Source organism: Mesorhizobium sp. WSM1386 (assembly GCF_055901595.1).
In genome coordinates this window covers 3,273,143-3,298,560 of sequence record NZ_CM148373.1, presented here as the reverse complement: position 1 = coordinate 3,298,560, position 25,418 = coordinate 3,273,143, and the positions used below count along the sequence as shown (strand labels likewise).

Annotated in this window: 27 protein-coding genes; 6 read left to right on the top strand and 21 right to left on the bottom strand. The window is 63.0% G+C overall.

Annotated features, from left to right (window positions below; translation table 11 throughout):
* Positions 1-30 precede the first annotated feature (30 nt).
* A complete protein-coding gene (locus AC0NIH_RS16205) occupies positions 31-1,206 on the top strand; it encodes a CaiB/BaiF CoA transferase family protein (RefSeq protein WP_352714868.1) in 1,176 nt (391 codons plus the stop codon).
* Complete coding sequence (locus tag AC0NIH_RS16200; RefSeq protein WP_473462160.1) at positions 1,203-2,852, top strand: thiamine pyrophosphate-binding protein; 1,650 nt, start codon at positions 1,203-1,205, stop codon at positions 2,850-2,852. The genes AC0NIH_RS16205 and AC0NIH_RS16200 overlap by 4 nt, the downstream gene beginning before the upstream one ends.
* A 35-nt stretch (positions 2,853-2,887) precedes the next feature.
* Here the strand turns inward: AC0NIH_RS16200 and AC0NIH_RS16195 are convergent, their stop codons facing one another.
* The 5 genes from AC0NIH_RS16195 to AC0NIH_RS16175 form a co-directional block, all read right to left on the bottom strand.
* On the bottom strand, positions 2,888-3,328 hold the full coding sequence (locus tag AC0NIH_RS16195) for a CHRD domain-containing protein (RefSeq protein ID WP_023765172.1): 441 nt from the start codon (positions 3,326-3,328) through the stop codon (positions 2,888-2,890).
* 171 nt (positions 3,329-3,499) lie between these two features.
* Entirely contained in the window at positions 3,500-4,471 is a 972-nt protein-coding gene (locus AC0NIH_RS16190) for an ABC transporter substrate-binding protein (protein WP_224686166.1), read from the bottom strand.
* A 40-nt stretch (positions 4,472-4,511) separates the two neighbouring features.
* Positions 4,512-5,666: an ABC transporter permease gene (locus AC0NIH_RS16185; protein ID WP_473462163.1), complete on the bottom strand. Its 1,155-nt coding sequence runs from the start codon at positions 5,664-5,666 to the stop codon at positions 4,512-4,514.
* Positions 5,663-6,541, bottom strand: coding sequence for an ABC transporter permease (locus AC0NIH_RS16180; protein ID WP_473462205.1), 879 nt, complete (start codon positions 6,539-6,541; stop codon positions 5,663-5,665). The genes AC0NIH_RS16185 and AC0NIH_RS16180 overlap by 4 nt, the downstream gene beginning before the upstream one ends.
* 354 nt (positions 6,542-6,895) lie before the next feature.
* Positions 6,896-7,687, bottom strand: a complete 792-nt coding sequence (locus AC0NIH_RS16175; protein ID WP_473462166.1) for an ABC transporter ATP-binding protein — start codon at positions 7,685-7,687, stop codon at positions 6,896-6,898.
* Between the two features lie 130 nt (positions 7,688-7,817).
* Here AC0NIH_RS16175 and AC0NIH_RS16170 point away from each other — a divergent pair, with 130 nt between their 5' ends.
* On the top strand, positions 7,818-8,222 hold the full coding sequence (locus AC0NIH_RS16170; protein WP_473462168.1) for a cupin domain-containing protein: 405 nt from the start codon (positions 7,818-7,820) through the stop codon (positions 8,220-8,222).
* 17 nt (positions 8,223-8,239) lie between these two features.
* Here the strand turns inward: AC0NIH_RS16170 and AC0NIH_RS16165 are convergent, their stop codons facing one another.
* The 6 genes from AC0NIH_RS16165 to aptA all read right to left on the bottom strand — a co-directional run bounded on the left by AC0NIH_RS16165 (position 8,240) and on the right by aptA (position 13,673).
* Positions 8,240-8,617, bottom strand: coding sequence for a hypothetical protein (locus tag AC0NIH_RS16165; protein ID WP_023777999.1), 378 nt, complete (start codon positions 8,615-8,617; stop codon positions 8,240-8,242).
* 23 nt (positions 8,618-8,640) lie between these two features.
* The gene (locus AC0NIH_RS16160) at positions 8,641-9,012 is read right to left on the bottom strand and encodes a hypothetical protein (protein ID WP_352714879.1); all 372 of its coding nucleotides are present in this window, start codon (positions 9,010-9,012) and stop codon (positions 8,641-8,643) included.
* A 2-nt stretch (positions 9,013-9,014) separates the two neighbouring features.
* Entirely contained in the window at positions 9,015-10,466 is a 1,452-nt protein-coding gene (gene hydA / locus AC0NIH_RS16155; RefSeq protein ID WP_287272157.1) for a dihydropyrimidinase, read from the bottom strand.
* Positions 10,467-10,531: 65 nt separating this feature from the next.
* Entirely contained in the window at positions 10,532-11,782 is a 1,251-nt protein-coding gene (locus tag AC0NIH_RS16150; RefSeq protein WP_249490892.1) for a Zn-dependent hydrolase, read from the bottom strand.
* Between the two features lie 3 nt (positions 11,783-11,785).
* Positions 11,786-12,232 carry an endonuclease domain-containing protein gene (locus tag AC0NIH_RS16145; protein WP_287272155.1) on the bottom strand — a complete coding sequence of 149 codons (447 nt, stop codon included), beginning with the start codon at positions 12,230-12,232 and terminating at the stop codon, positions 11,786-11,788.
* Positions 12,233-12,344: 112 nt separating this feature from the next.
* On the bottom strand, positions 12,345-13,673 hold the full coding sequence (gene aptA, locus AC0NIH_RS16140) for an omega-aminotransferase AptA (RefSeq protein WP_473462173.1): 1,329 nt from the start codon (positions 13,671-13,673) through the stop codon (positions 12,345-12,347).
* A gap of 227 nt (positions 13,674-13,900) precedes the next feature.
* On the opposite strand from aptA, the gene AC0NIH_RS16135 reads away from it, so the two are divergent.
* On the top strand, positions 13,901-14,536 hold the full coding sequence (locus tag AC0NIH_RS16135) for a TetR family transcriptional regulator C-terminal domain-containing protein (protein WP_013894611.1): 636 nt from the start codon (positions 13,901-13,903) through the stop codon (positions 14,534-14,536).
* Positions 14,537-14,557: 21 nt separating this feature from the next.
* On the opposite strand, the gene AC0NIH_RS16130 is transcribed toward AC0NIH_RS16135, so the two are convergent.
* Entirely contained in the window at positions 14,558-15,430 is an 873-nt protein-coding gene (locus AC0NIH_RS16130) for a helix-turn-helix transcriptional regulator (RefSeq protein ID WP_023777994.1), read from the bottom strand.
* 118 nt (positions 15,431-15,548) lie between these two features.
* Between AC0NIH_RS16130 and AC0NIH_RS16125 the strand changes: the two genes are divergently transcribed.
* Together AC0NIH_RS16125 and AC0NIH_RS16120 are read left to right on the top strand one after the other, a co-directional pair.
* On the top strand, positions 15,549-16,388 hold the full coding sequence (locus AC0NIH_RS16125) for an SDR family NAD(P)-dependent oxidoreductase (protein WP_473462208.1): 840 nt from the start codon (positions 15,549-15,551) through the stop codon (positions 16,386-16,388).
* On the top strand, positions 16,385-17,107 hold the full coding sequence (locus AC0NIH_RS16120; RefSeq protein WP_352714890.1) for an SDR family oxidoreductase: 723 nt from the start codon (positions 16,385-16,387) through the stop codon (positions 17,105-17,107). Before AC0NIH_RS16125 ends, AC0NIH_RS16120 begins: the two co-directional genes overlap by 4 nt.
* 27 nt (positions 17,108-17,134) lie before the next feature.
* Here the strand turns inward: AC0NIH_RS16120 and AC0NIH_RS16115 are convergent, their stop codons facing one another.
* The 9 genes from AC0NIH_RS16115 to AC0NIH_RS16075 all read right to left on the bottom strand — a co-directional run bounded on the left by AC0NIH_RS16115 (position 17,135) and on the right by AC0NIH_RS16075 (position 25,336).
* Complete coding sequence (locus AC0NIH_RS16115) at positions 17,135-17,572, bottom strand: hypothetical protein (protein ID WP_473462176.1); 438 nt, start codon at positions 17,570-17,572, stop codon at positions 17,135-17,137.
* A 173-nt stretch (positions 17,573-17,745) separates the two neighbouring features.
* Positions 17,746-18,123 carry a DoxX family protein gene (locus AC0NIH_RS16110; protein WP_473462178.1) on the bottom strand — a complete coding sequence of 126 codons (378 nt, stop codon included), beginning with the start codon at positions 18,121-18,123 and terminating at the stop codon, positions 17,746-17,748.
* A 68-nt stretch (positions 18,124-18,191) separates the two neighbouring features.
* Positions 18,192-18,650 carry a carboxymuconolactone decarboxylase family protein gene (locus AC0NIH_RS16105; RefSeq protein WP_473462180.1) on the bottom strand — a complete coding sequence of 153 codons (459 nt, stop codon included), beginning with the start codon at positions 18,648-18,650 and terminating at the stop codon, positions 18,192-18,194.
* 28 nt (positions 18,651-18,678) lie between these two features.
* Entirely contained in the window at positions 18,679-19,197 is a 519-nt protein-coding gene (locus AC0NIH_RS16100) for an RrF2 family transcriptional regulator (protein WP_473462182.1), read from the bottom strand.
* A gap of 184 nt (positions 19,198-19,381) precedes the next feature.
* Positions 19,382-20,572, bottom strand: coding sequence for an integrase core domain-containing protein (locus AC0NIH_RS16095; RefSeq protein ID WP_023767545.1), 1,191 nt, complete (start codon positions 20,570-20,572; stop codon positions 19,382-19,384).
* Positions 20,573-20,946: 374 nt separating this feature from the next.
* Entirely contained in the window at positions 20,947-22,260 is a 1,314-nt protein-coding gene (preA, locus tag AC0NIH_RS16090; RefSeq protein ID WP_473469224.1) for an NAD-dependent dihydropyrimidine dehydrogenase subunit PreA, read from the bottom strand.
* A 12-nt stretch (positions 22,261-22,272) separates the two neighbouring features.
* Positions 22,273-23,115, bottom strand: a complete 843-nt coding sequence (locus AC0NIH_RS16085) for a class I SAM-dependent methyltransferase (protein ID WP_473469222.1) — start codon at positions 23,113-23,115, stop codon at positions 22,273-22,275.
* Positions 23,116-23,120: 5 nt separating this feature from the next.
* A complete protein-coding gene (locus AC0NIH_RS16080; protein ID WP_473469220.1) occupies positions 23,121-24,476 on the bottom strand; it encodes an NAD(P)-dependent oxidoreductase in 1,356 nt (451 codons plus the stop codon).
* Between the two features lie 122 nt (positions 24,477-24,598).
* Entirely contained in the window at positions 24,599-25,336 is a 738-nt protein-coding gene (locus AC0NIH_RS16075) for a gamma-glutamylcyclotransferase (protein ID WP_473469217.1), read from the bottom strand.
* Between the last annotated feature and the right edge of the window lie 82 nt (positions 25,337-25,418).

Below are 25,418 nucleotides of genomic sequence, written 5' to 3'. Positions count from 1 at the left end.
GGCTGCGGTTCCGACCAATTCTGGTGATTTATGGCCGAACCACCCCTGAAAGGCGTCCGCGTCGTCGAACTTGCCCGCATCCTTGCCGGGCCCTGGGCCGGGCAGTTGCTCGCCGATCTCGGCGCCGATGTCATCAAGGTCGAAAGCCCCGATGGCGGCGACGACACCCGCAAATGGGGACCGCCCTTCGTCATGAGCCATGACGGCGAAAACCTGTCGGCTGCCTATTACCATTCCTGCAATCGCGGCAAGCGTTCGATCGCCGTCGACTTCTCGACACCGGAAGGTGCCGAGACAGTGCGCCGGCTGGTCGCCACCTCGGACGTGCTGATCGAGAACTTCAAGCTCGGCGGGCTCAGGAAATACGGGCTCGACTATGACAGCCTGCGCAAGACAAACCCGCGCCTCGTCTATTGCTCGATCACCGGCTTTGGCCAGGATGGACCGTATGCGCCACGCGCCGGCTACGACTTCATCATCCAGGCCATGGCCGGCATGATGTCGATCACCGGCGAGGCCGGCCGCGAACCGCAAAAGGCCGGCGTCGCCATCTCCGATATCTTCACCGGCCTATATTCCGTCATCGCCATCCAGGCAGCCCTGCGCCATGCTGAGCAGACCGGCGAAGGCCAGCACATCGACATGGCGCTGTTCGACACCCAGATCTCGGCGCTCGGCAACCAGAACCTCAACTATCTCGTCTCCGGCAAGTCGCCGGTGCAGATGGGCAACGCCCATATGAACATCGCCCCTTACGAGGTGGTGCCGGTCCGGGACGGCCACATCATCCTGGCGGTCGGCAATGATGGCCAGTTCGCCAAATTCTGTGCCGCCATAGGGTTGGACGAATTGCCGGCAAATCCCGATTTCGCCACCAATCCGGCGCGGGTCGCCAACCGGGTCAAGTTGCGCGAGCACATGATCGAGGCGCTGAAAAGCTGGGATCGTGACCCGCTGCTGGCCAAGCTGGAAGCGGCGAGCGTGCCGGCGAGCCCGATCAACACGATCGGCCAGATGTTCGCCGACCCGCAGACCATCGCGCGCGGCATGCGGCTCGACCTCGACGACGGTCACGGCAACCGCCTACCTTCGGTGCGCGCGCCGATGGTGATGTCCGGCACACCGCTCGTCTATGAGCGCCCCTCGCCGCGCCTCGGCGAGCACACGCAAGAAATCCTTGCCGAACTGGAGAGGTCTGGAAAATGAAGACCGGCGGACAACTCATCGTCGACGCGCTCGAAGCCAACGGCACCGACCGCATCTATTGCGTGCCGGGCGAATCCTACCTCGCGGTGCTCGACGCGCTGCATGATTCCAAGATCCGCACCATCGTTTGCCGCCAGGAAGGCGGTGCGGCGATGATGGCCGACTGCCATGGCCGGCTGACCGGTAAGCCAGGCATCTGCTTCGTCACCCGCGGTCCGGGCGCCACCAACGCGTCGGCCGGCATCCACATCGCCATGCAGGATTCGATACCCGTCATCCTGTTCATCGGCCAGGTCGCCAGCCACGCCAAGGAGCGCGAGGCTTTCCAGGAGGTGGACTACAAGAGGTTCTTCGGCGACATCGCCAAATGGGTGGTCGAGATCGACGATGCCGCGCGCATCCCCGAATTCGTCACCCGCGCCTTCGCGGTGGCGACATCGGGCCGTCCGGGCCCGGTGGTCATCTCGCTGCCCGAGGACATGCTGACCAGCGTCGTCGAAGCGCCCATCGCCTTGCCGCACACGCCCGTTGAAACCCGGCCGGGGGAAGCCGAACTCGGTGCGCTGGAAACACTGCTGGGCAAAGCCAGGCGTCCCTTCGTCATTCTCGGCGGCACGCGCTGGGACGCGGAGGCCGTGGCACGGATACGCGCGATCGCCGAGGCGTGGTCGCTGCCGGTTGGCTGCTCCTTCCGCCGCCAGATGCTGTTCGATCACCTGCATCCGAACTATGCCGGCGATGTCGGCATCGGCATCAACCCGAAACTGGCCACCGCGATCAAGCAGGCCGACCTCGTGCTGCTGATCGGCGGCCGCATGGGCGAGATGCCATCCTCCGACTACACGCTGCTGAAAAGCCCCTACCCCGACCAGACGCTGGTGCATGTCCATGCCGATGCCGGCGAGCTCGGCCGCGTCTACCGGCCGACACTGGCAATCAACGCCTCGCCTTCCGCCTTCGTCGAAGCCTTCGCCGGGCGCAAGCCGGCTGCGGCGCCGACCTGGGCCGATGAGACCGCCAAATTGCACGCCGCCTATCTCGACTGGTCGACACCGCCGGAGAGCGGCCCCGGACCGGTCCAGATGGGGCCGATCATGAATTATCTGGAGAAGATGCTGCCCGACGACGCCATCCTCACCAATGGCGCCGGCAATTACGCCACCTGGGTGCATCGCTTCCACCGCTTCCGCCGCTTCGCCACTCAGGGTGCGCCGACATCGGGCTCGATGGGCTATGGCACGCCGGCGGCGGTCGCCGCCAAGGATCTGTTCCCGGACCGCACCGTCGTCGCCTTCGCCGGTGACGGCTGCTTCCTGATGAACGGGCAGGAATTCGCCACCGCGGTCCAGTACGACCTGCCGATCGTCGTCGTCGTCGTCAACAACGGCATCTACGGCACCATCCGCATGCACCAGGAGCGCGAATATCCCGGCCGGGTGGTCGCCACCGATCTCAAGAACCCCGACTTCGCCGCCTTGGCCCGCGCCTATGGCGGCCATGGCGAGACGGTGGAGAGGACGGCGGATTTCGCAGCCGCCTTCGAGCGTGCCCGCGCCAGCGGCAAGCCGGCGATCGTCGAAATCCGGCTCGATCCGGAGGCGATCACGCCGACCCGGACAATGACGCAGATCCGCGACAAGGGCTAAGGCGAAAGGCAGCCTGCTGCCTCTCGCCGACTACACTACATCGCCTTTTCGATCTGGCCGCGGATCTCGCCGTCCGGGTTAGCCTTGGTGTGGACATTGACGTAATATTTGCCGGCCTCCAGGTCGGCTGCCTGCGCATCGGTGAGCGTCGCCGACCCCTTGATCGGGCTCTTGAGCTTCTTGAAGGGGATGACGGGGTCCGCATTCGCACCCATCGCGGCCGGGCCATGAATGTGCGCGGCCGAAGCCGGTCCGCTGAGGCCGGAATATTTGACGTTCCAGCTAAGCTTTTTCTTGGTGGTGTCGAAGGTTAAGGTGGCGGTGCCCTTGCCCTTGGTGGTGACGGGCGGGCTCTGCTGACTGCCGTCGAGCGTCGCCTTGTATTTCACCGTTTCGGCCATGGCCGGTGATGAGATCAGGAATGCGGTCGAAATGGCCAGCGCCGAAAGCACTGGCAGAAAAGATAGTGTGCGCATGAAGAACCTCCGATTGGCTTTGGCATGCCTCGCACCGACCTAGGCGCACGCACGCTTAACCTAACGGCCAGGCGCCGCAATGTTTCCCTGCACACGCATTTGTGACTGGCCACGCAAAAAAGGGGCGGTCGCCCGCCCCTTGTCGCATTCGCATGAAGCGGATCGTGCCGCTTACTTGACCGCCTTGTCGGTGATCGCGGTCGTGTAGGCGCCTTTCGGCTCCTTGGTGATGATCTTCTGGTCCAGCAGCGCCTTGGCGGTGCGCTCGTAGGTCGCCGGATCGAGCTTGCCGTCGGCGTTGTCGATCAGCTTGGCGACTTCGCTCATCATGCGCTTCTGGTGGTTCTCGTCCTGGCCGCCACCGTCCATGACGATGCCTGCGGCTTCGTCATTGTTGTCGATGGCGTATTTCCAGCCCTTCATCGAGGCGCGCACGAAACGCACCATCTTGTCCTCGAAGGCAGGATCCTTGAGCTTGTCTTCCGAGGCATAGAGCCCGTCCTCGAGCAGGTCGTTGCCCATCGCCGAGTAATTGAAGACGGTCAGCTGTTCCGGCTTGTAGCCGGCATCGATCAGCTGCCAGTACTCGTTGTAGGTCATGACCGAGATGCAGTCCGCCTGCTTCTGGATCAGCGGCTGGACGTCGAAACTCTGCTTGAGAACGGTGACGCCGTCGGGGCCGCCATCGGTCTTGAGGCCGAGCTTGTTCATCCAGGCGTAGAACGGGTATTCGTTGCCGAAGAACCAGACGCCGAGCGTGTGGCCCTTGAAATCGGCTTCGGTCTTGATCGGACCGTCTTTCGGGCAGACCAGCTCCATGCCCGCCTTCTTGAACGGCTGGGCGATGTTGACCAGCGGCACGCCCTTTTCGCGGGCGGCCAGCGCGCCGCCCATCCAGTCGACGATGACGTCGGCGCCGCCGCCGGCGATCACCTGCTCGGGAGCGATATCGGGGCCGCCGGGCTTGATGTCGACGTCGAGACCCTCGGCCTCATAGAAACCCTTGGCCTTGGCGACATAGTAGCCGGCAAACTGGGCCTGCGTGACCCATTTCAGCTGCAACGTCACCTTGTCGGCGGCCATTGCCTGGAACGCGGCGAGCGACATCGCGCCGGCCAGAACAGGAATAATCAGTCTTTTCATTTTTTTACCCTCTGAAGTTAGTGCCCTAAACCCACCGCCCCTATCCACCACGGACAGAGGGATGCCAAAACGTGACGGCTCTTTCGACAAGAGCGACCACGCCATAAAAGACCGAACCCGCAAGTGCTGCAACTGCGATTTCGGCCCAGACCATGTCGATGTTCATCCGCCCGACCTCGGTCGAGATGCGGAAGCCCATGCCGACGACAGGCGTGCCGAAGAACTCGGCGACGATGGCGCCGATCAGCGCCAGCGTCGAGTTGATCTTCAGCGCGTTGAAGATGAAAGGTGCTGCGGCCGGCAGCCTTAACTTGATGAGCGTCGGCCAGTAGCCCGACGCATAGGTGCGCATCAGGTCGCGCTCCATATGGCCGGAAGCGGCGAGGCCGGCTACCGTGTTCACCAGCATCGGGAAGAAGGTCATGATGATGACGACAGCCGCCTTGGACTGCCAGTCGAAGCCGAACCACATCACCATGATGGGCGCTACGCCGATGATCGGCAGTGCCGACACCATGTTGCCGATCGGCAGCAGCCCGCGCCGCAGGAACGGCACCCGGTCGGCCAGGATCGCGGTGATGAAGCCGGCGCCGCTGCCCACGACATAGCCGAAGATTACCGCCTTGAAGATGGTCTGCCGGACGTCGGCGCCGAGTATCGGCAGCGAACCGGCGATGCGCGCGCCGATGGCGCTCGGCGGCGGCAGCAGGATGAAGGGAATGCCGGCGCCACGCGTCACCGCTTCCCAGATGATCAGGATCCAGGCGCCGAAGATGGCCGGGATGATCAGGCGGAGCGCGGTGCGTGCCCAATTTGCCATCGGGCGAAGCCCCGACAACACCGCCACGCAACGACAGCCAAGCAGCCAGGCCGCCGTGAGCAGCAAAAAGTACGGTGCCAGTGCCGAGCCTTCAAAACCTGCAATGCCTGAGATCAGCAACCAGGCGACGAGATGGGCGCCGGCAAACAGGACGACGGCTTCCGCAAGCGAAGGAATCCTGATCATCGAGATCAGCGCCGCCACTATGGCCAAGGCGAGCATCAAGCTCTTCGTTCCGATGTAGGGATAGTTGATGCTTGCGGTCGGGTCCGCGAGCGCTGCCGCTTCCGGCTTCGACATCGCGCCGAGCGCCATTGCGATCACGCACAGCACGATCGCCAGCACCGCTTGCCAGGATGGCTTCAGCCAGTTCATGCCGGCCTCCCGCCCATGGCGCGGTCGACGAGGCGCCCGGCAATGCCGACCACCATGACCAGAAGTGCCGCCACGATCGAACCGGCAACCAGCGCCGACCAGATGTCGATCGACTGGCTGTAATAGGCGCCGGCGAGCAGCTTGGCGCCGATGCCCGCGACCGCACCGGTCGGCAGTTCGCCGACGATGGCGCCGACCAGGCTTGCCGCCACCGCCACCTTCATCGAGGTGAACAGGAGCGGCACTGAGGCCGGCACCCGCAGCTTCCAGAAGGTCTGCGAGGCACTGGCATTGTAGGTGTGCATCAGGTCGAGATGCATGATCTCGGGCGAGCGTAGTCCCTTCACCATGCCCACCGTCACCGGAAAGAAGGACAGATAGGTCGAGATCATCGCCTTCGGGATCAGCCCGGTGATGCCGACCGCCGCCAGAACGACGATGATCATCGGCGCCACCGCCAGGATCGGAATCGTTTGCGAGGCGATGATCCACGGCATCAGGCTGCGGTCGAGCGTCGCCACATGCACGATGCCGACGGCGATGATGATGCCGAGCGCGGTGCCGAAGGCAAAGCCGAGCAGCGTCGAGGACAGCGTCACCCAGGCATTATAGACGAGGCTGCGGTTCGAATTGATGGGCCGCAGGAAGGTGTTTTCGAAGAAATTCACCGCCACCTGATGCGGCGCCGGCAGCGTCGGCTTCGGCTGCGCCAGCGTCTTGCCGATGAATTCGACGGTGCCGGGGGTTTCGTTGGCACGGCTATCGAGATCGCGCTGGAACGGCGCGTTGAGGATAACGGCGACGACGTACCAGAGCACGACGACGCCCAAGAGGATCGAGGTGACCGGGATGAGCTTGTCGCGGAAGGTGTCCATCAGGGACATTCCCTTCTTCCCGCCAACGGGAGAGAGCGATGCCACCCATTCTTCGTCATCCTAGGGCGAAGCAAGGAGCGAAGCGACGCGGCGCAGACCCTAGGATCCATGCCGTTACCTGTCCGACCCGCAGCGGCGCGGAATATGGCTGCCTGCGCCTCGCTCTGCGTGGCGGGTATTCTCAGCCGCTTGCACCCTTCGGCCGGCGTCACGGCATGGATCCTAGGGTCTGCGCACGCCGCTTCGCGTCGGCTCCGCCCTAGGATGACGAAGGCGTGGTTGGCCTCACCCGACCTCCGCTTCGCTCCGGCCACCCTCTCCCCGTGGGGAGGAGGGAACTCATCTCCCGCCCGCTCAATCATCATAGCTGTGCCCTGCCCTCAAGCCATCGCGGACGCGCGCGGCAATTGCCAGGAATTCCGGCGTCTCGCGGATGTCGAGCGGCCGCTCCTTCGGCAGTGTCGATTCGATGATGTCGCTGACCCGGCCCGGGCGCGGCGACATGACGACGATCCGCGTCGAGAGATACACGGCTTCGGGAATGGAGTGGGTGACGAAGCAGATGGTCTTGTTGGTGCGCCCCCACAGCTTCAGCAACTGCTCGTTGAGGTGGTCGCGCACGATCTCGTCCAGCGCGCCGAACGGTTCGTCCATCAAAAGCAGGTCGGCATCGAAGGCCAGCGCGCGGGCGATCGAGGCGCGCTGCTGCATGCCGCCGGAAAGCTGCCAGGGATATTTCTTCTCGAAACCCGCGAGGTTGACGAGGTCGAGCGTGCGCTTGATCCGTTCGCCCTGCTCGGCCCTGGACAGACCCATGATCTCGAGCGGCAGCGCGACGTTGCGCTCGATGGTGCGCCAGGGAAACAGGGCGGCGGCCTGGAAGACATAGCCATAGGCGCGTTTCTCGCGCGCCTGTTCTGCTGTCATGCCGTTGACCGAGATCGTTCCCGAGGTCGGCTTCTCCAGGTCCGCTATGACGCGCAGCAAGGTGGTCTTGCCGCAGCCCGACGGCCCGATGAAGGAGACGAACTCGCCCTTGCCGATGGTCAGGTCGACATTGGACAGCGCCTGGACCGGTCCGTCATTGGTCTGGAAAGTGAGGCCAAGTTTGCTTGCCGCGACGACGGCTGGCGAAATCCCTGTCATCGGCCGCGGCCTGCCTGTTCCCGCCACAGGGGCGCCGGCCGGATTCCGATTGCTTTTATCGCGATGTTGTTTTCCACTCGCCCTGTCCCATTGGCCCTGTTTCGCTCAATCGACGCCCGGAGTTTCCCCGATGTCGCCCAAACCCACTTGTCATCTTATCCGCCCTGAAAGCACTTATGAAGGCAAGCAGGGTTTGACCTATTTCGCCGGTATTGCAACGGGGTCGGTAGGCTCCTCCGGCATCTGCATGCATGTGCTCACCATGCCGCCCGGCGCTCGCGCCAAGGCGCATCTGCACGAGAACCATGAAACGGCGATCTACGTGCTCTCCGGCGAGGTCCATACCTGGTACGGCGACAGGCTCGAACATCACATCGTCGTCAAGGCCGGCGACCTCTTCTACATTCCGGCCGGCGTGCCGCATCTTCCGGCCAATCTGAGCAACGCCCCGTCTTCGGCCGTCATCGCCCGCACCGATCCCAATGAACAGGAAAGCGTCGTCCTGCTGCCGGAACTGGATGCGCTGGTCGCCTGACGCCGACGGGAGCGCGGTCATTTGCACCGCGCGACTTCCCCCATCACATTGCCGTCCTCATCGGCGACCGTCAGCTTCTTGGCGTTCTTGGCGCTGCGCTTGATGGTGAATTTGGTCGGCTCCTGTCCCTCTTCACCTTCCGCCTCACATGTCGCCGTCGCTACGAGCGATCCGTCAGCCAGCGTTTGCGTCTTCGTGAACGTGCAGGCGCTGGCGGCGGTGATCAATTCCTTGGCGGTCAAAAGCAGCATCTGATCGGCGGCGACTTCCTGGCCGTTGCGGTTGATGCAGCCATATTTGTCGCCATAGGGTTTCGACAGGTCGATGCCTGCCGCGAAAGCCTGGCCAGCAGCCAGAACGGCAACCATCGCAACAGACAGACCATAACCACGCATGCTCATTCCCCCATTGCCCAACGTCAAGAACATGATTGCAGCGGCCCCAGTTCTTCCAGGCCGGGAATGGTGACGAAGAAGCCAGCCTCTCCCTTGTTGGTGACCAGGATTGTTTCGACCGTCGTTCCCGCCTCGCCCTCGGCGGAACAGGTCGAACGCAGCGATTGCGTACCGAGCGCCGACGTCAATTGCTGGTCGAACCGGCAACCACTGCCATAGGTCTCGATGCCTTCCGCGGTCAGCAGGATATAGGCATCACTGTCCTGGTAGCCGGCCTTCACGCCGGCGCAGCCGACATCGTTGCCCCAGGAACCAGGCAGCACGCCGGCCGCATTTGCCGGACCACCGGCAACAGCCGCCAAGACCACCGAGATCAGCGCGGCCGAACGCGCCAAGCTCAGACCCCCGTCGCCGGGATGCCTGACCGTTCCACCTTGCGCGGCGCGGTGATGTCCTTCCACGTCGACAGCGCCCGGTTGACCGCCGCGTTGGGCTCTCGTCCGACGAATTGGCCGTGGCCGGGCTTGGCCTTGACCTCGGCTTCCTCGATCGACAGCTCGCCGCGCGAGAACACGAAGCGCGGCAGGCCGGTCACCTCGACACCTTCGAACACATTGTAGTCGATGACCGACTGCTGCTTCTTCGACGAAATCGTCTTTTTGCGTTTCGGATCCCAGACGATGATGTCGGCATCCGCGCCTTCGACGATGGCGCCCTTCTTCGGGTACATGTTGAGTATCTTTGCGATGTTGGTCGAGGTCACCGCGACGAACTCGTTCATTGTCAGCCGCCCGGTGTTGACGCCCTTGGTCCACAGCACCGGCATGCGATCCTCGAGGCCGCCGGTGCCGTTCGGAATCTTGGTGAAATCGCCGACGCCGTTGCGTTTCTGCTTGGTGGTGAAAGCGCAATGGTCGGTCGCGACCACTTGCAGGGAGCCTGCCTGCAGGCCGGCCCACAGCGATTCCTGGTGCAGTTTGTTGCGGAAGGGCGGGCTCATCACGCGGCGCGCCGCATGGTCCCAGTCCTTGTTGAAATACTCGCTCTCGTCCAGCGTCAGGTGCTGGATCAGCGGCTCACCGAACACCCGCATGCCCTTCTGGCGCGCCCGGCGGATCGCCTCATGGCTCTGCTCGCAGGAGACATGCACGACGTAAAGCGGCACGCCGGCCATATCAGCGATCATGATGGCACGGTTGGTCGCCTCGCCTTCCACTTCCGGTGGACGCGAATAGGCGTGGCCCTCGGGACCGTTATTGCCGGCTGCCAGCAGCTTCTGCGAAAGGGCCGCGACCACGTCGCCATTCTCGGCGTGCACCAGCGGCAGCGCGCCAAGGTCGGCGCAGCGCTGGAACGACGCATACATCTCGTCGTCATCCACCATCAGCGCGCCCTTGTAGGCCATGAAGTGCTTGAACGAGGTGATGCCCTTGTCGACGACGGTTGCCATCTCGTCGAACACCTGCTTGCTCCACCAGGTGACCGCCATGTGGAAGGAGTAGTCGCAGGCAGCCTTGGAGGTCTTGTTGTCCCACATCTGCAGGGCTTCGAGCAGCGATTGCTGCGGCGCCGGCAGGCAGAAATCGACCACCATCGTCGTCCCGCCGGCAAGGGCGGCCCGCGTGCCGGATTCGAAATCGTCGGCCGAATAGGTGCCCATGAACGGCATTTCGAGATGGGTGTGCGGATCGATGCCGCCCGGCATGATGTAACAGCCGGTGGCGTCATACTCGTGGTCGCCATGCAGATCCGAGCCGATGGCGACGATCTTGCCGTGGCTGAACAGCACGTCGGCCTTCCATGTGCGGTCGGCGGTGACGACGGTGCCGTTCTTGATGACTTTGGTCATTTTCTTGTTCCCTTGTTCTCTTCGCGCTTCTTTGCGAGCGGCGTTTGGAAGGTAAATCTTTGAATTCACTCCACGATGACAGCCGTCTCCACCACCGCATGGAACAGCACGTCGGCGCCAGCGCTCGCCCATTCCTTGGTGATCTCCTCTGCCTCGTTGTGGCTCAACCCATCAACGCAGGGGCACATCACCATGGCGGTCGGAGCGACGCGGTTGATCCAGCAGGCGTCGTGGCCGGCGCCGGAGACGATGTTGCGGTGCGTATAGCCGAGCCGTTCGGCGGCATCGCGGATCGCCTTGACGCAGCCGGCATCGAAGGTCACCGGATCGAAATGGCCGACCTGTTCGATCTTGTACTGGATGTCGAGCGCATCGCAGATCGTCTCGATGCCTTCGCGGATACGGCCATCCATGGCGTCGAGCACTTCCTTCTCCGGCGAGCGGATATCGATGGTGAAGACGGTGCGTCCGGCGATGATGTTGCGCGAGTTGGGATAGACTTCCATATGGCCGACCGCGCCGACGGCGTCGGGCTGGTAGTCCATGGCGATCTCGTGCACCAGTTCGATCACCCGGGCCATGCCGAGCCCGGCATTGCGGCGCTTGGGCATCGGCGTCGAGCCGGTATGCGCCTCCTTGCCGGTCAGCGTCACCTGCAGCCATTTCAGTCCCTGGCCGTGGGTGACGACGCCGATGTCGATATCTTCGTCCTCGAGGATCGGGCCTTGCTCGATATGCAATTCGAAAAAGGCGTGAATCTTGCGGTCGCCGACCTTCTCCGAACCCTTCCAGCCGATGCGCTCCAGCTCCTCGCCGAATTTCTTGCCGTTCTTGTCGGTATGCTCGTAGACGTCGGCCTGGTCGAGCACGCCGGCGAACACGCCGGATGCCATCATCGCCGGCGCGAAGCGAGCGCCTTCCTCGTTGGTCCAGTTGGTGACGACGATCGGATGTTTGGTTTTGATGCCGAGATCGTTGAGCGAACGCACGATCTCCAGGCCGCCGAGCACGCCGAGCACGCCGTCATACTTGCCACCGGTCGGCTGCGTGTCGAGATGGCTGCCGACGTAGACCGGCGGCAGGCTGGGGTCGGTGCCTTCGCGGCGGGCAAACATCGTGCCCATCTCGTCGACGCCCATGTCGAGCCCGGCCGCATCGCACCAGCGCTTGAACAGGTGCCGGCCCTCGCCGTCCTCATCGGTCACGGTCTGGCGATTGTTGCCGCCGGCAATGCCGGGGCCGATCTTCGCCATCTCCATGATCGAATCCCACAAACGATCTGAATTGATTCGCAGATTCTCGCCGGGTGCGGCCATGCTCTAAAACCCTATCGATTGCGGGGCGCCAACGTCCCCCTCCCCCTCGAGGGGAGGGTGGCCGCGAAGCGGTCGGGTGGGGTCGCCTGACATAGACTCGACCTTCCCCTTGACCACCTGCGCGACATGCCACGCGCTATTTATGACATCGGGCTCGTCAACACGAAAGACATCAAAGCCGAGCGAACGCAGATACGCATCACGAACGGCATCGTGGCGTTTGCCCTTCTCATGCTCGTGCATATCACCGTCGACCTCCACGATCAGCTTTACCCCGAGGCAAGCAAAGTCGACGATATAGGGGCCGATCGGGCACTGGCGGCGAAACTTGATGCCAGCCGCTTTCAGCTCGCGCAGCTCGTACCACAACAGCGATTCGCCCTTGGTCGCGTGAACTCGAAGCGTACGTGCTTTCTGGCGCATTTCGAAGCTCACGCGGGTACGGGGCATCAGAGGCAGCCTCGCGGCAAAATATCAGGTCGGCGCCCGGTCGCACGGACCCCACCCGACCGCTTCGCGGCCACCCTCCCCTCGAGGGGGAGGGATATCCGCGCCCAGATCTTCAATCTATCGACCTCAGCACTTCGCGCACATAGTCGATCAGTTCGTTGATCTGGCCCTTGGTGATGATCAGCGGCGGCGACAGTGCGATGATATCGCCGGTGGTGCGGATCAGCGCGCCGCGCTCGAACGCCTTGACGAAGGCCGAGAAGGCCCGCTTGGTCGGGCTGCCGGCGATGGGCGCCAGTTCGATCGCGCCGATCAGGCCGATATTCCTGATGTCGATGACATGCGGCTCGCCCTTCAGCGAATGCAGCGCGTCTTCCCAATAGGGTGCCAGTTCCTCGCCACGGGTCAGCAGCCCCTCTTCCTTGTAGGTGTCGAGCGTGCCGAGTGCCGCCGCGCAGGCGACCGGATTGCCCGAATAGGTGTAGCCGTGGAAGAACTCGATCATGTGCTCCGGGCCGGTCATGAAGGCGTCGTGGATTTCCTTCTTCACGAACACCGCGCCCATCGGGATGACGCCGTTGGAGACACCCTTGGCGGTGGTCATGATGTCGGGCGTGACGCCGAAATAATCGGCGGCGAACGGTGCGCCGAGACGCCCGAAACCGGTGATGACCTCGTCGAAGATCAACAGGATGCCGTGCTTGGTGCAGATTTCGCGAAGCTTCGCGAGATAACCCTTGGGCGGCAGGATGACGCCGGTGGAACCGGCGACCGGCTCGACGATGACGGCGGCGATGGTCGACGCGTCATGGAGCGTAACGATGCGCTCCAGTTCGTTGGCGAGCTCCGCGCCATATTCCGGCACGCCCTTCGAGAAAGCGTTCTTCTCCGGCAAATGGGTGTGCGGCATGTGGTCGACGCCGCCGAGCAGCGTGCCGAACATCTTGCGGTTGGTGACGATGCCGCCGACCGAGATGCCGCCGAAATTGACGCCGTGATAGCCGCGCTCGCGGCCGATCAGGCGGGTGCGCGAGCCCTCGCCCTTCACCCGGTGATAGGCGATAGCCATTTTCAGCGCGGTCTCGACCGATTCCGAACCGGAATTGGTGAAGAACACATGGTCCATGCCCTTGGGCGCGATGTCGACGAGCCGGTTGGCCAGTTCGAACACGATGGGATGGCCCATCTGGAAGGCCGGCGCATAATCGAGCTCGGCGGCCTGATGCTGAATCGCCTCGGTGATCTTCGGCCGGCAGTGGCCGGCATTGACGCACCACAGGCCCGCGGTGCCGTCCAGCACCTTGCGGCCATCGCTGGTCGTGTAGTGCATGTCCTTGGCGGACACGAACATGCGTGGCGCCTGCTTGAACTGCCGGTTTGCCGTGAATGGCATCCAGAATGCGCTGAGATCGTTCGGCGTGACTTTCAGCCGGTTGGACATGACCAAGACTTCCCCTTGTAACCTGTTTCGGTGCGTCCAACGCTTGGTCTTTGCCGCGCTTTCGTGCTACGCAAATTTTTGACCGATTGGACAAACGTTAGCACCGCCCTGTCGGCGGTCAAGGGATTACTAGCGGAAATGCGGCTCCTGAAGTGCGTTCCACAGCCTGGGGAAAAACTGGTCCAGAGAATTGGTCCAGATGATCCTGAACACGAGGTGTCGCAACGGTGAACACCGGCACGGAAGCCCCTCGCCGCACCCGCATACAGCAGGAAAAGCGCGAACTGATCCTGGAAGCAGCCCTCGAGGTGTTCTCCACCAACGGTTTCCGTGGCTCGACCATCGACCAGATCGCTGAAGCCGCGGGCATGTCGAAGCCCAACCTGCTCTATTATTTCCGCCGCAAGGAAGACATTCACGAGACGTTGATGCAGCGCCTGCTCGACACATGGCTGGCGCCGCTCAGGGAACTCGACGACATCGGCGATCCGATGACGGAACTCAGGAGCTACATCAGGCGCAAGCTGGAGATGGCGCGCGATTTTCCGCGCGAGAGCCGGCTGTTCGCCAACGAGATCCTGCAAGGCGCGCCACGTATCATGCCGCTGCTGGCCGGCGAGCTGAAGACGCTGGTCGACGAGAAGGCCGCCGTCATCAAGGGCTGGATGCGCGCCGGCAAGATCGCCAGGACAGATCCCTGGCACCTGATTTTCTCGATCTGGGCAACCACGCAGCATTACGCCGACTTCGACGTCCAGGTCCGCGCCGTGCTCGGCCCGAACCGTGGCGGCGACGGCCGTTTCGAGGATGCGGCGAGGTTCCTGGAGCAATTGTTCCTCGAGGGACTGAAGCCGAAGGGCTGACTTCGGCCTTGCCACGATCGCTCAGGCGCTGCGCCGCTTGGCCGGCAGCGCGTCCAGCAAAGCCTGCAGCTTGGCGATCGAGTTCTGCTCGGCGAGCGGCGTGTAAACGACCAGCCGCATGTCGGAACCATCGTCGATCGACAGGCTCATATGCTCGAAGGCCATCGCGCCGGCCGTGGGGTGCCGGACGTGCTTCAGGCCAGCCAGCCTTCGGGCCACGTCCCGCCGGGGCCACCAGTCGCGGAACTCCGGGCTCGATCGCATCATCAGCGCGATCAGCCGGTCGAAGTCCGGATCGCCGACATATTTGGCGCTTTCGGCGCGAAACGATGCGAGCACCACGCGGGCAAGCTCCTCCCAGTCGACCAGCAAGCGGCGGTGGTGCGGATTTGTGAAGACCATATGGACGATGTTGCGGGCATCTCCCTCAAGCAGGCCATAATCGCCGAACACCGCGACCGCCGCCGGGTTCCAGGCAAGCACGTCCCAGCGCCGGCCGACGACATAGGCGGGTTGCAGGACAAGGCTCTGGAGCATGTGCAGCAAGGCGCCATCGACCTTTTCCGGTGCGGCCACGCGGCGCTCCGGCTGTTGGCGGCCGGCAAGGATGAACAGATGGCGCTTCTCGATGGCGTCGAGGCGCAACGCCTCGCTCAGCGCGGTCAGCACCTCGACCGAGGGCCTGACGTCCCTGCCCTGTTCCAGCCAGGTGTACCAGGTCGTGCCGACGCCGGCGATCATCGCCACCTCCTCGCGACGCAGGCCCGGCGTGCGACGCCTGAGGCCCGTGGCGATGCCCGTTGCGGACGGCGTCAGCCTTTCTCGGCGCGAGCGCAGGAAGGCGCCAAGCTCGCGCCGGCGGCTGTCTTCAGCGGAATGTGAGGGAGCATCCATGCGTCTATTATAGCAGTACCGATACCAGGATAAAGTTTGAACTGTTTGAGATCGGCCCGATGTCCCATCTTGCATTGCGAGCAGCAGACAGGAGGCTCCAAACATGGACCTGCCAAACATGGATCTGAAAGACAAGACTATCCTCATCACCGGCTCGACCGACGGCGTTGGCCGCGTCGTCGCGCAAAGGCTGGGCGGGGCCGGCGCCCGCATCCTGGTACACGGCCGCGATGCTGTGCGCGGCAAGGCAACGGTCGCCGATATCGAAGCCGCCGGCGGCAAGGCCGAGTTCTTCGCCGCCGACCTCGCCTCCCTGGCACAGGTTCGCCACCTCGCCGAGGCCGTACGTGAAAAGACAGGCCGGCTTGATATCCTCATCAACAATGCCGGCGTCGGAACGGCCGGCGCCAAACGGCAGATCAGCGCCGACGGCCATGAACTGCGTTTCGCGGTCAATTATCTCGCCGGCTTCCTGCTGACCTCGGAGCTTCTGCCACTACTGAAGGCGAGTGCTCCAGCGCGCATCGTCAATGTCGCCTCCGCCGGCCAACAGGCGATCGACTTCGGCGATGTCATGCTGACCCATGGCTATAGCGGCGTGCGCGCCTATTGCCAGAGCAAGCTGGCGCAGATCCTGTTCACCGTCGACCTGACGGAACAGTTGCAAGGCACGGGCGTCACCGTCAACGCCCTGCATCCGGCGAGCTACATGAACACCACCATGGTCCGGCAGGCCGGGGTCACGCCATGGAGTTCGGTCGAGACCGGTGCCGACGCCATCGTCAATCTCGCCACCTCGCCAGCACTCGAAGGCCGCAGCGGCCTCTATTTCGATGGCCTGCGAGAAGCGCGCGCCGACCCCCAGGCCTACGACGCCGGAGCACGACAACAATTGCGAAGCCTCAGCCTCCACCTTGTCGGCCAGGCTTCCACAAAATCGAAGGAACAGCATTCATGACCGACGGAACTGAACACACAGTCATCATCGGTGGCTCGTCCGGCATCGGCCTGGCGACGGCGCGAAAACTGCTAGGCCCGGGCATGAAGGTGACCATCACCGGGCGCAACCAGGATAAGCTCAACGGCGCCTGGAAGAGCCTTGGCGGTGCCGCTGACAAGGTAGCATTCGATGCTTCAAAGCCGGAGGAGGTCCGCCAGTTCTTCGAGCGTCTCGGCCCGTTCGACCATCTTGTTCTGGCGGCAAGCGGTGGCAAGGGCCTTGGCCCGTTCCACACCCTCGATCTCGCCGACATCGGCAGCGGCGTCGAGGAGAAGGTGCGGCCGCAACTGTCCTGCCTGCAGGCGGCATTGCCGACACTCAACAAATCCGGATCGGTAACCTTCATATCGGCGGTATCAGCTCAGACCACCATGCCCGGCGTTGCCGGCATCGGTGCCGTCAACGGCATGTTGCTGACCGTGACACCGATCCTGGCTGTCGAGCTAAAGCCGCTGCGCGTCAATGTCGTCGCTCCCGGCGTCATCGACACGCCCTGGTGGGATTTTCTGCCGGACGAGCAGCGGCAGGCGGTCTTTGCTGAATATGCCGGCAAGACGCCGGTCGGCAGGATCGGCCGCGCCGACGACGTCGCTTCGGCGATAGCCTTCCTCGTCTCCAACGGCTTCATGACCGGCCAGGTGCTGACCTGCGACGGCGGGCTGCGGTTCGCGGCGTAATGGAGGGAACGCGGCAGCCGGAGCGGGCTAGCGTCCAGCGATTATCCCTGCACCGATAGACGCGACGACGAACAGCAGCAGTATCCAAAAGCCGAATAGGCTTGCTTTTTGATATATAGGTTTACCGGTATCGGTTTTTGTTCGCAGGAAAAATAGTACATCGGGAAATCCCATCACCAAGAGAATAATAAAAAAACCAATCTCGCCTATAAATTCGGAACGAAAACGCTTCTCAACCAAGGGATACAGCGCGACTGATCCATAGACGAGGAAAATGAACAGAGTGAACCGTGTCGCTGACTTTTCTAAAAAAGCAGGTGACGCTAGCAAGCTTTTTTCACCTGAATTTCGCAAAAACACGAAAATTATCAATAAACTTGAGATGAAATAAAGGTCAAGTAATACAAAAGCTTCTCCGGCCGTAATTGAACGAAAATGGTCTGAAAGGACAACGACGATCGTCATCACCATGCCTGCTATTAGCAGCCATCTCAGCTCGCTTCGCGCTCTCCCTCTGAAAATGTACATCTAGCGCTCAACGAAATTTCGAACAGGGATTTTAATATCGTCGCCATCCTAACAATAGGTATCAAAGTTATCTGTATGCACCGAGCCAGTGAACGGCCTACGTCTGTCGACTAAAGCGACTGCGCGATCAGCGTCAGAAAACCGCCGCCCAGCGCGACATTGCCGACGAAGCCGTTGATGCGCGCCGCGCGGTCCGGACCCTGGTGATCCCAGAAATTGTGGAACATCGGCGTGGCGGCGATCAGGAACAACAAGAGCACCGCGCAAGCAAGCGCGGTCCACAGACCCGCCATCACCAGCGCGCCCGCGATGATCTGCAGGACGATGCCGACCCAAAGCGTCAGCCGCGCCCGCGGCACACCGCGCGCGGCCATGAGCCCTGTGAGGAAGGCCGCGTTCTGGATGTTGCGCAGGCCGGCGAGGACAAAAGCGCCGCCGAGCAACAGGCGGCCGAGGAACAACAAGGTCGAAGGCAAATCGGCAGGCATGAAACGCTCCCTTTGAAATCAATCGGGAGCGCCACCTCCCTGCGGCGCTCCCCAACACAATCGGATGATCAGGCTGCTTTGGCAGCCGGCATCGGATGAATGGCATGGAACGGGATGCAAAGCCGGTTCCAGGTGTTGATCATGCCGATCGCGACAGAAAGCTTCACCAGTTCCTCTTCCGAGAAATGCGCGAGCGTGCGGGCATAGAGCTCATCCGAAACACCGTCATTGGCGATCAGGGTCACAGCCTCAGTCCAGGCCAAGGCGGCGCGTTCGCGCTCGGAAAACAGCGGCGATTCCTTCCAGGCCGCGACCAGATAGAGCCGTTGCTCGGTTTCGCCGTCGCGCCGCGCCTCGCGGCTGTGCATCTCGACGCAATAGGAGCAACCGTTGATCTGCGAGGCCCTGAGCTTGATCAGGTGCAGCAGGCTCACCTCGAGCCCGCATTCGTCGACCGCCTTGTTGAGCGCCGACACCGCCTTCATGATTTCGGGCGCCTTGGCGAAAAATTGCAGCCTCTGTTTCATCGTCTTTCCTTTCACAGCTTCGGGGGTTTTAGGTTTGCGTTGTCGAACCGGGTTTCTGCGGCCGCTGGTGGCGCTCCACGAAAGCGCAGCTCGCGGCAAGCGATCTCGGATCGCCTTCCGCCTGGTAAGTGGCCACGATGTCGGACAGCCTGGTTTCGGCGAGTGCGGCGCGATAGGCGCGCTCGGCCTTCAGCATCGCCGCATTGATGCCGCAGGGTTTGACATAGGCCGAGGCATCGAGCTTGACCGGGCCGTTGCGGCGGATCTCGCCACACCGAAACGCCGGCTCGCGTCCTTCGACGGCCAGCACGATGTCGAGCAGCGTGATGCGCTCTGCAGGCTTTGCCAGCCTGTAGCCGCCAGCCGGTCCCGGCACCGATTCCAGGATATGCGCCGCGCTCAGCATGTTGAGATGTTTCAGGAGATAGCTCGGCGACAGCCCGAAGGACTCTGCGAGCGCTGCGCCCGGCATGGTGCTGTTGCCCTCGACGCTGGCCAGCGTGGCCGCGCAGTGGATGGCCGCTTCAACGCCCTCGCCCAGCTTCATGGGATTGATCTCCTATTCATGGACATACATTGTCGTGGATATTTTTTATCTGCAATAGGAAAATGGAGAGTCCTCTGCTTTCGAAACGAGAATACGCTGGTGATTGGCGAAAGCGGCGATGACAGTGTCCAGCCGATAGATAGGTAACACTTTGAACCGGATACATAGGTAACACTTCTCCCCTCTATTCGTCCGCCGCAGCGCCAAGCGGTTTGGTTGGCGCGGCGCTGCGGCGGACGAGCTTCATGCGCCTCGTGTCGATGATGCCCAGGGGATGGGCATAGAAGGAAAGCGCCCATTGGCCATCCTCGGTTTCGGTGGCCGCGACCGCTTCACCGGCCAGTGTTTGCGAGACATAGATGAAGCCGCCATTCCATCGGATCTCGCCATTGTGGCGCACGTGGCGGACCGCGGCCTCGGCCGGATAATCGGGCTCGGGTGGCGTTCTTGGCATGAGGCGCTGTGAGCGGCGGTAATGCTGGGCTGGAGTGTCCATGGCCAGCGCCTCATGCGGTCGCTCCTCATTGTAGCTGCGCCGAAAGGCCTCGAAGGCTCGACCCTGAGCTGTTCTGTCGGCTTGCGGGTGCTTGGCCAGCGGCAGCATGGTCAGATGAAAGCGCTCATGGCGGCCGTTCTGCTGCGGCTTGCCGGGTGCGATCCGCTCCAGCACGATGCCAAGTTTGACGAAGCGCGCGGCAAGTGGCGTCAGCCCGGCGACGCCGGCCGACGCGAACGGCGGGCCATTGTCGCTTCTGAAGCGATCCGGCAGCCCATGCTCCTCGAACAACCGCTCGAACACCGGCCAGGCCTCGGCATCGGCCGTCGAGCCCGTTGCTTCCAGCGCCAGAAGATAGCGGCTTGACGCATCCATCACCGTCAAGGGCTCGCAACGCCGCTTGTCGCCGGTCGGGAACCAGCCTTTGTGGTCGCCAGTCCACACTGCGTTCGGTTCCTCGGCCGGCGGCCAGGGGCCGTTGCCGCAGGCCCGCAGCCGTGGCCGCTTGCGCGCGCCCACAAGCCCATGTCGTGCAAGGATGGCACCCGCCGTCGAAGCTGACGGCCAGCGCAGCTCGGGGGCCGTGCGCTTGAGCCGCGCCACGATCTTCTTGGGCCCCCACAGTGGATGCGTCTCCTTTGCCGCCACGATCCGTTCCACCAGATCCAGAGCCGTCGCCCGGCCGTGATTGAGCGGCGCCCGTGGCAGATCGCGCAAACCTTCCGGGCCCAACGCACGATAGCGACCAAGCCACTTGTAGCCGATCTTGCGAGAGATGCCGTAGGCCGCACAAATCTCGCTCATCGTCTCCTCACCTGCCAGGCAGTCCACAACAAACCGAAGTCGCTCGTCCATGATGCCAGTCTCTCGCCAAACCATCGCCGGTCCTCCCAGCGAAGGAGAAAACTGTCACCCATCCATCAGGTCCATTCTGTTACCTATCTATCCGGTTCGGACAACAGCCTCTTTCTCCCCGTCACTATACGGGGAGAAATGCCCGGCAGGGCAATGAGGGGCAGCGCCGACTTTGCAATCTAATTTTTGAGCCCTTACAAAATCGACCCGCGCGAACCCAGGGCGATTGCGCCAGACGTCAGTGACGCAGGAGGTTTGCGAAGTTGCGGGGGCGACTGGTGGGCAGGTCATCCCAAAGGTCGCGCCGCCCCTCATCCGCCTGCCGGCACCTTCTCCCCGTATAGTGACGGGGAGAAGGGAAGCTGCTGCGCCCTCGGCGCTCTTCTCGCGACGAAACCCTACTCCGCCGCCACCTTGGCCATCGGATTGTTCGGGTGCGTGGTCCAGTTGGCGTAGATCGGCGACACCGGCCTGCCGGTACGCTGGTCCAGAGCGCCGGCGGCCAGCGGCTCCATGGTGATGCAATTGTCGACCGGGCAGACATTGACGCACAGATTGCAGCCGACGCACTCCGCCTCGATTACCTCGAAATGCCTGACGCCATTGACCAGACTGGTGATCGCCTGGTGCGAGGTGTCCTCGCAGGCGATGTGGCAGCGGCCGCACTTGATGCAGGCGTCCTGGTCGATACGCGCCTTGGCGACATAGTTGAGGTTGAGATACTGCCAGTCGGTGACGTTGGGCGTGGCACGGCCGATAATGTCGTCGAGCGAGGCATGGCCTTTCTCGTCCATCCAGTTTTCGAGACCGGCGATCATCTCCTGCACGATCTTGAAGCCATAGGTCATCGCCGCCGTGCAGACCTGCACATTGCCGGCGCCGAGCGCCATGAACTCGGCTGCATCGCGCCAGGTGGTGATGCCGCCAATGCCGGAGATCGGCAGGCCGCGCGTTTCGGTATCGCGCGCGATCTCGGCCACCATGTTCATGGCGATCGGCTTCACCGCCGGGCCGCAATAGCCGCCATGCGAACCCTTGCCGTCGATGGTCGGTTGCGGCGCAAAATTGTCGAGATCGACACCGGTGATCGAATTGATGGTGTTGATCAGCGACACCGCGTCGGTACCGCCGGCGAGTGCGGCCCTCGCCGGCTTGCGCACATCGGTGATGTTGGGCGTCAGCTTGGTGATGACCGGCATGCGTGTGTTCTGCTTGCACCAGCGCACAACCATTTCGATATATTCCGGCACCTGGCCGACGGCCGCGCCCATGCCGCGTTCCGACATGCCGTGCGGACAGCCGAAATTGAGCTCGATGCCGTCGGCTTCCGTCTCCTCGACCACCGGCAGGATCGCCTTCCAGCTCTCCTCGACGCAGGGCACCATCAGCGAGACGACGATGGCGCGGTCGGGCCAGTCCTTCTTGACCTGCTTGATCTCGCGCAGATTGACCTGCAGGTCGCGGTCGGTGATCAACTCGATGTTGTTGAGGCCGAGCAGGCGGCGGTCGGCACCCCAGATCGCGCCATAGCGCGGGCCGTTGACGTTGACGACAGGCGGCCCTTCCTCGCCCAGCGTCTTCCACACCACGCCGCCCCAGCCGGCCTTGAAGGCGCGGATGACATTGTAGGCCTTGTCGGTCGGCGGCGCCGAGGCCAGCCAGAACGGATTGGGCGATTTGATGCCGACGAAATTGTTGCGGATGTCAGCCATGACAGGTCCCTTTCAACCGAGACGAAGGAGCATTTCCACGGGTGCAAGAATGCCACCTTCAAGCGCGGCGGTGATATTGGCGATCTTGGTGCGGGCATCGCCGCCCATGATCAGGCCAACACCAGGCGGCGGCTTTGTGCCGTCGGCCTGAGCGGCAGCCATCCGTGCGCGCATCGTGGCAAAGAATTCGACGGCAAAGGCGCCGCGTGGCCGTTCCGACGTCACCGAGAAGCCCGCGGTGGTGGCGGCCGATCGATAGTCGTCGGGCGTGGCGACAAAGGACATGGTTTCGTCCGATGCCCATGGCAGTGGAAACGTCAGTGCGCCGGGCTTGAGCCGCATCACATCGTAGACGGCAAAGACGCCGCCCGGCCGCAGCACACGGGCGGCCTCGCTCATCAGCTTCGCCTTGTCGGGAAGGTTCATGCCGACATGCAGGATCATTGCCGCATCGAAGCTGGCATTGCCGAACGGCATGTCCAGTGCGCTGCCTTGGACGAAGTGCGTCCTGTCCGCCATTCCCGTGCGCTTCGACAGGCTGGTCGCGACGTCGACATAGCTCTGCGTCAGGTCGATGCCGGTGACATCGGCGTCGGCACTGTTGGCGACAAAGCGGGCCGGGCCGCCTATACCCGATCCGATGTCAAGCAGCCTGCCAGCCGGCTTCAAACCCATCTGATCGACGAGTTCCCTGGTGGCTGCCACGCCACCGATGTGAAATTCATCGATCGCTTCGAGATCGCTGACGCTCAGATGGGCGACGTCCACGCCCATATCGGCGAGCGCGGCAAGGATGCGCTGCTCCAGGCCAGATATCTCGTAGTGACGGGCGATGCCCGGTTCCACTGTGGCCATGATCCCTATCCCTGCGTCAGGTTCCTGTTGATGCTCTCCGCCGCATCGCGGCCTTGCGCCACGGCCGAGACGGTCAGGTCGTCGCCGCCAAAAATGCAGTCGCCGCCTGCCCAGACCTTGGCCAGCGAGGTCCGCCCTTCCGCATCGACCTTGATGCGGCCGGCTTCGAGCTCGATCGATGCGCCGCTGCCGTTGAGAGCGGTCGGGACAAAGCTCTGGCCGATCGCCTTGAATACCTGGTCGGCAACGAGCGTCAGCGTCTCGCCGGTGCCGGCAAGCTTGTCGCCGTTCATGGCGGTGTATTCGAGTTCGATGGCACTGACCTTGCCGCCATTGGCAACCACCCGCTTCGGCTGCAGCCAGTGGCGGATGGTGACGCCGTTGGCGGCGGCCAGATCCTGCTCGAACTCGGAGGCGTTCATATGCTCCTGGCCGCGCCGGTAGCAGATCGTCACCTCCTCGGCGCCGAGCAGCTTCGACTGTACGGCGGCATCGATCGCCGTCATGCCGCCGCCGATGACGACCACGCGCCGGCCGACCGGCAGGCTCGAGAGGTCGCTGGCCTGGCGCAGTTCGGAGATGAATTCCACCGCATTGGTGACGCCGTCGGCGTCCTCGCCATCGGCGCGCAGCGCATTGACGCCGCCCAACCCCATGCCGAGGAACACCGCGTCGTAATTGCGGATCAGGTCGGAGAGCTGATAGTCGCGGCCGAGCGCCTTGCCGTTCTGGATGTCGATGCCGCCGATCGAAGTGACATAGTCGACTTCGGCCTGGGCGAAATTGTCGACACTCTTGTAGGCGGCGATGCCGTATTCGTTGAGGCCGCCGGCCTTCGGCCGTGCCTCCAGGATGGTCACGTCATGGCCGTGACGGGCGAGCCGGTGCGCGGCGGCGAGGCCGGCAGGCCCGGCGCCGACCACGGCAATCGTCTTGCCCGTCGGCGTGGGGCGCGGATAGAACCGCTTGTTCTCGGCCATCGCGACATCGGTGGCGTAGCGCTGCAGGCGGCCGATCTGCACCGGCTTGCCCTCCGCCACCTCGCGCACGCAGACCTCTTCGCACAGCGTCTCGGTCGGGCAGACGCGGGCGCACATGCCGCCCAAAATGTTTTGGTCGAAGATGGTCTTGGCCGAGCCGATCGGATTGCCGGTCGAGATCTGGCGGATGAACAGCGGGATGTCGATCGAGGTCGGACACGCGTTCATGCACGGCGCGTCGTAGCAGAAATAGCAGCGATCGGATTCGACCAGCGCCTCATGGTGATCGAGCGGTGGATGCAGGTCGGAAAAATTGTCCGCATACTGGTCGGCCTGAAGGCGGCCGCCGGCAATACCCTCTTTGAACTGGCCTTCTGGCATCGTCAGTTCCCCATGTTTTTCGTTTTGGGGAAGGCTAGCACGTTTTATTTTTTTATCAATTGGTCAATTTTCGGCGCAAGAGACTGAAAAGGCTGAGTAATAATATGATTTTTTTACTCATGTTATGACTTGAGTGGCTGCTCTTGCCGGATGACCGAGCTGGCTGGATCGAGGGCCCGAGCATGGATGATCCGGACCTCGTCCGCGACCAGTTCCTGCAATCGCCACAGATTGCGATCATGAATGCCGAACGCTTCGAGATGGCTGACGGTATTGTAGAGATATTCGGCTCCCGAGCCGATATGCCCACAGGCCCTGGCCAGCACGCTTGCCACCCTGTCCAGCGGCTGGCTCAGCGACGTACCTCTGCCCTTCACGCCGACCCAGAAGCCGAGCGCCCGCAGCGCGCCTTGCGGCGTATGCACGGGCAGCCACCTGACAGAGCTGACGCTCTCATGATCATTGATCTCGCGCCGCAGCAGTCTTTCGATCTGAGCCGGTTTCTCGCCCTCCGGCAAGCGGCAGATCACGCCGTTGCAGCGTCCGCCCCGTTCGAGCGCCATCATCAATCCCGGTTGCGCGGCGCTGCCGCGCCAACGCACCATGTCGAGACAGAACGAACGGTGCCAGCCATAGGCCGTGGCGAGCCGTTGTTCGACGGATTCGAATTCCGGTTTCCAGATCAGCGACCCATAGGCGAACACCCACAGCGGTCCCTCGTCCGCCTCGTCGGAGAGCCGCAAGGCAAGGGTCCGGAAGTCACCGTCGTTCATCTCGGTCCAGCTCGGATCGGGACCCGGATCGGCCTCTTCCCGATGGCACAGCGCGACAAGCTCGGGCGTAAGCGACATAAGGCGCATGGACGACAACCCCCTCGTCACCGCAGAGAAATCGAAAACCGCCGGATGCGCAACCGGGGAACGCCTGGCATCTAAAGACATT

Bases quoted from the DNA above. Each gene is read 5' to 3' on its own strand.
- AC0NIH_RS16195 (WP_023765172.1), bottom strand. From the start codon at position 3,328: ATGCGCACACTATCTTTTCTGCCAGTGCTTTCGGCGCTGGCCATTTCG.
- AC0NIH_RS16125 (WP_473462208.1), top strand. From the start codon at position 15,549: ATGGATCTGAAAGACAAGACTATCCTCATCACCGGCTCGACCGACGGC.
- AC0NIH_RS16080 (WP_473469220.1), bottom strand. From the start codon at position 24,476: ATGCCAGAAGGCCAGTTCAAAGAGGGTATTGCCGGCGGCCGCCTTCAG.
- AC0NIH_RS16130 (WP_023777994.1), bottom strand. From the start codon at position 15,430: ATGGATGCTCCCTCACATTCCGCTGAAGACAGCCGCCGGCGCGAGCTT.
- AC0NIH_RS16150 (WP_249490892.1), bottom strand. From the start codon at position 11,782: ATGGCCGCACCCGGCGAGAATCTGCGAATCAATTCAGATCGTTTGTGG.
- AC0NIH_RS16105 (WP_473462180.1), bottom strand. From the start codon at position 18,650: ATGAAACAGAGGCTGCAATTTTTCGCCAAGGCGCCCGAAATCATGAAG.
- AC0NIH_RS16095 (WP_023767545.1), bottom strand. From the start codon at position 20,572: ATGGTTTGGCGAGAGACTGGCATCATGGACGAGCGACTTCGGTTTGTT.
- AC0NIH_RS16100 (WP_473462182.1), bottom strand. From the start codon at position 19,197: ATGAAGCTGGGCGAGGGCGTTGAAGCGGCCATCCACTGCGCGGCCACG.
- AC0NIH_RS16185 (WP_473462163.1), bottom strand. From the start codon at position 5,666: ATGAACTGGCTGAAGCCATCCTGGCAAGCGGTGCTGGCGATCGTGCTG.
- AC0NIH_RS16145 (WP_287272155.1), bottom strand. From the start codon at position 12,232: ATGCCCCGTACCCGCGTGAGCTTCGAAATGCGCCAGAAAGCACGTACG.
- AC0NIH_RS16175 (WP_473462166.1), bottom strand. From the start codon at position 7,687: ATGACAGGGATTTCGCCAGCCGTCGTCGCGGCAAGCAAACTTGGCCTC.
- AC0NIH_RS16200 (WP_473462160.1), top strand. From the start codon at position 1,203: ATGAAGACCGGCGGACAACTCATCGTCGACGCGCTCGAAGCCAACGGC.
- AC0NIH_RS16075 (WP_473469217.1), bottom strand. From the start codon at position 25,336: ATGCGCCTTATGTCGCTTACGCCCGAGCTTGTCGCGCTGTGCCATCGG.
- preA (WP_473469224.1), bottom strand. From the start codon at position 22,260: ATGGCTGACATCCGCAACAATTTCGTCGGCATCAAATCGCCCAATCCG.
- AC0NIH_RS16085 (WP_473469222.1), bottom strand. From the start codon at position 23,115: ATGGCCACAGTGGAACCGGGCATCGCCCGTCACTACGAGATATCTGGC.
- AC0NIH_RS16190 (WP_224686166.1), bottom strand. From the start codon at position 4,471: ATGAAAAGACTGATTATTCCTGTTCTGGCCGGCGCGATGTCGCTCGCC.
- AC0NIH_RS16170 (WP_473462168.1), top strand. From the start codon at position 7,818: ATGTCGCCCAAACCCACTTGTCATCTTATCCGCCCTGAAAGCACTTAT.
- AC0NIH_RS16120 (WP_352714890.1), top strand. From the start codon at position 16,385: ATGACCGACGGAACTGAACACACAGTCATCATCGGTGGCTCGTCCGGC.
- hydA (WP_287272157.1), bottom strand. From the start codon at position 10,466: ATGACCAAAGTCATCAAGAACGGCACCGTCGTCACCGCCGACCGCACA.
- AC0NIH_RS16205 (WP_352714868.1), top strand. From the start codon at position 31: ATGGCCGAACCACCCCTGAAAGGCGTCCGCGTCGTCGAACTTGCCCGC.
- AC0NIH_RS16180 (WP_473462205.1), bottom strand. From the start codon at position 6,541: ATGGACACCTTCCGCGACAAGCTCATCCCGGTCACCTCGATCCTCTTG.
- aptA (WP_473462173.1), bottom strand. From the start codon at position 13,673: ATGTCCAACCGGCTGAAAGTCACGCCGAACGATCTCAGCGCATTCTGG.
- AC0NIH_RS16165 (WP_023777999.1), bottom strand. From the start codon at position 8,617: ATGCGTGGTTATGGTCTGTCTGTTGCGATGGTTGCCGTTCTGGCTGCT.
- AC0NIH_RS16110 (WP_473462178.1), bottom strand. From the start codon at position 18,123: ATGCCTGCCGATTTGCCTTCGACCTTGTTGTTCCTCGGCCGCCTGTTG.
- AC0NIH_RS16115 (WP_473462176.1), bottom strand. From the start codon at position 17,572: ATGACGATCGTCGTTGTCCTTTCAGACCATTTTCGTTCAATTACGGCC.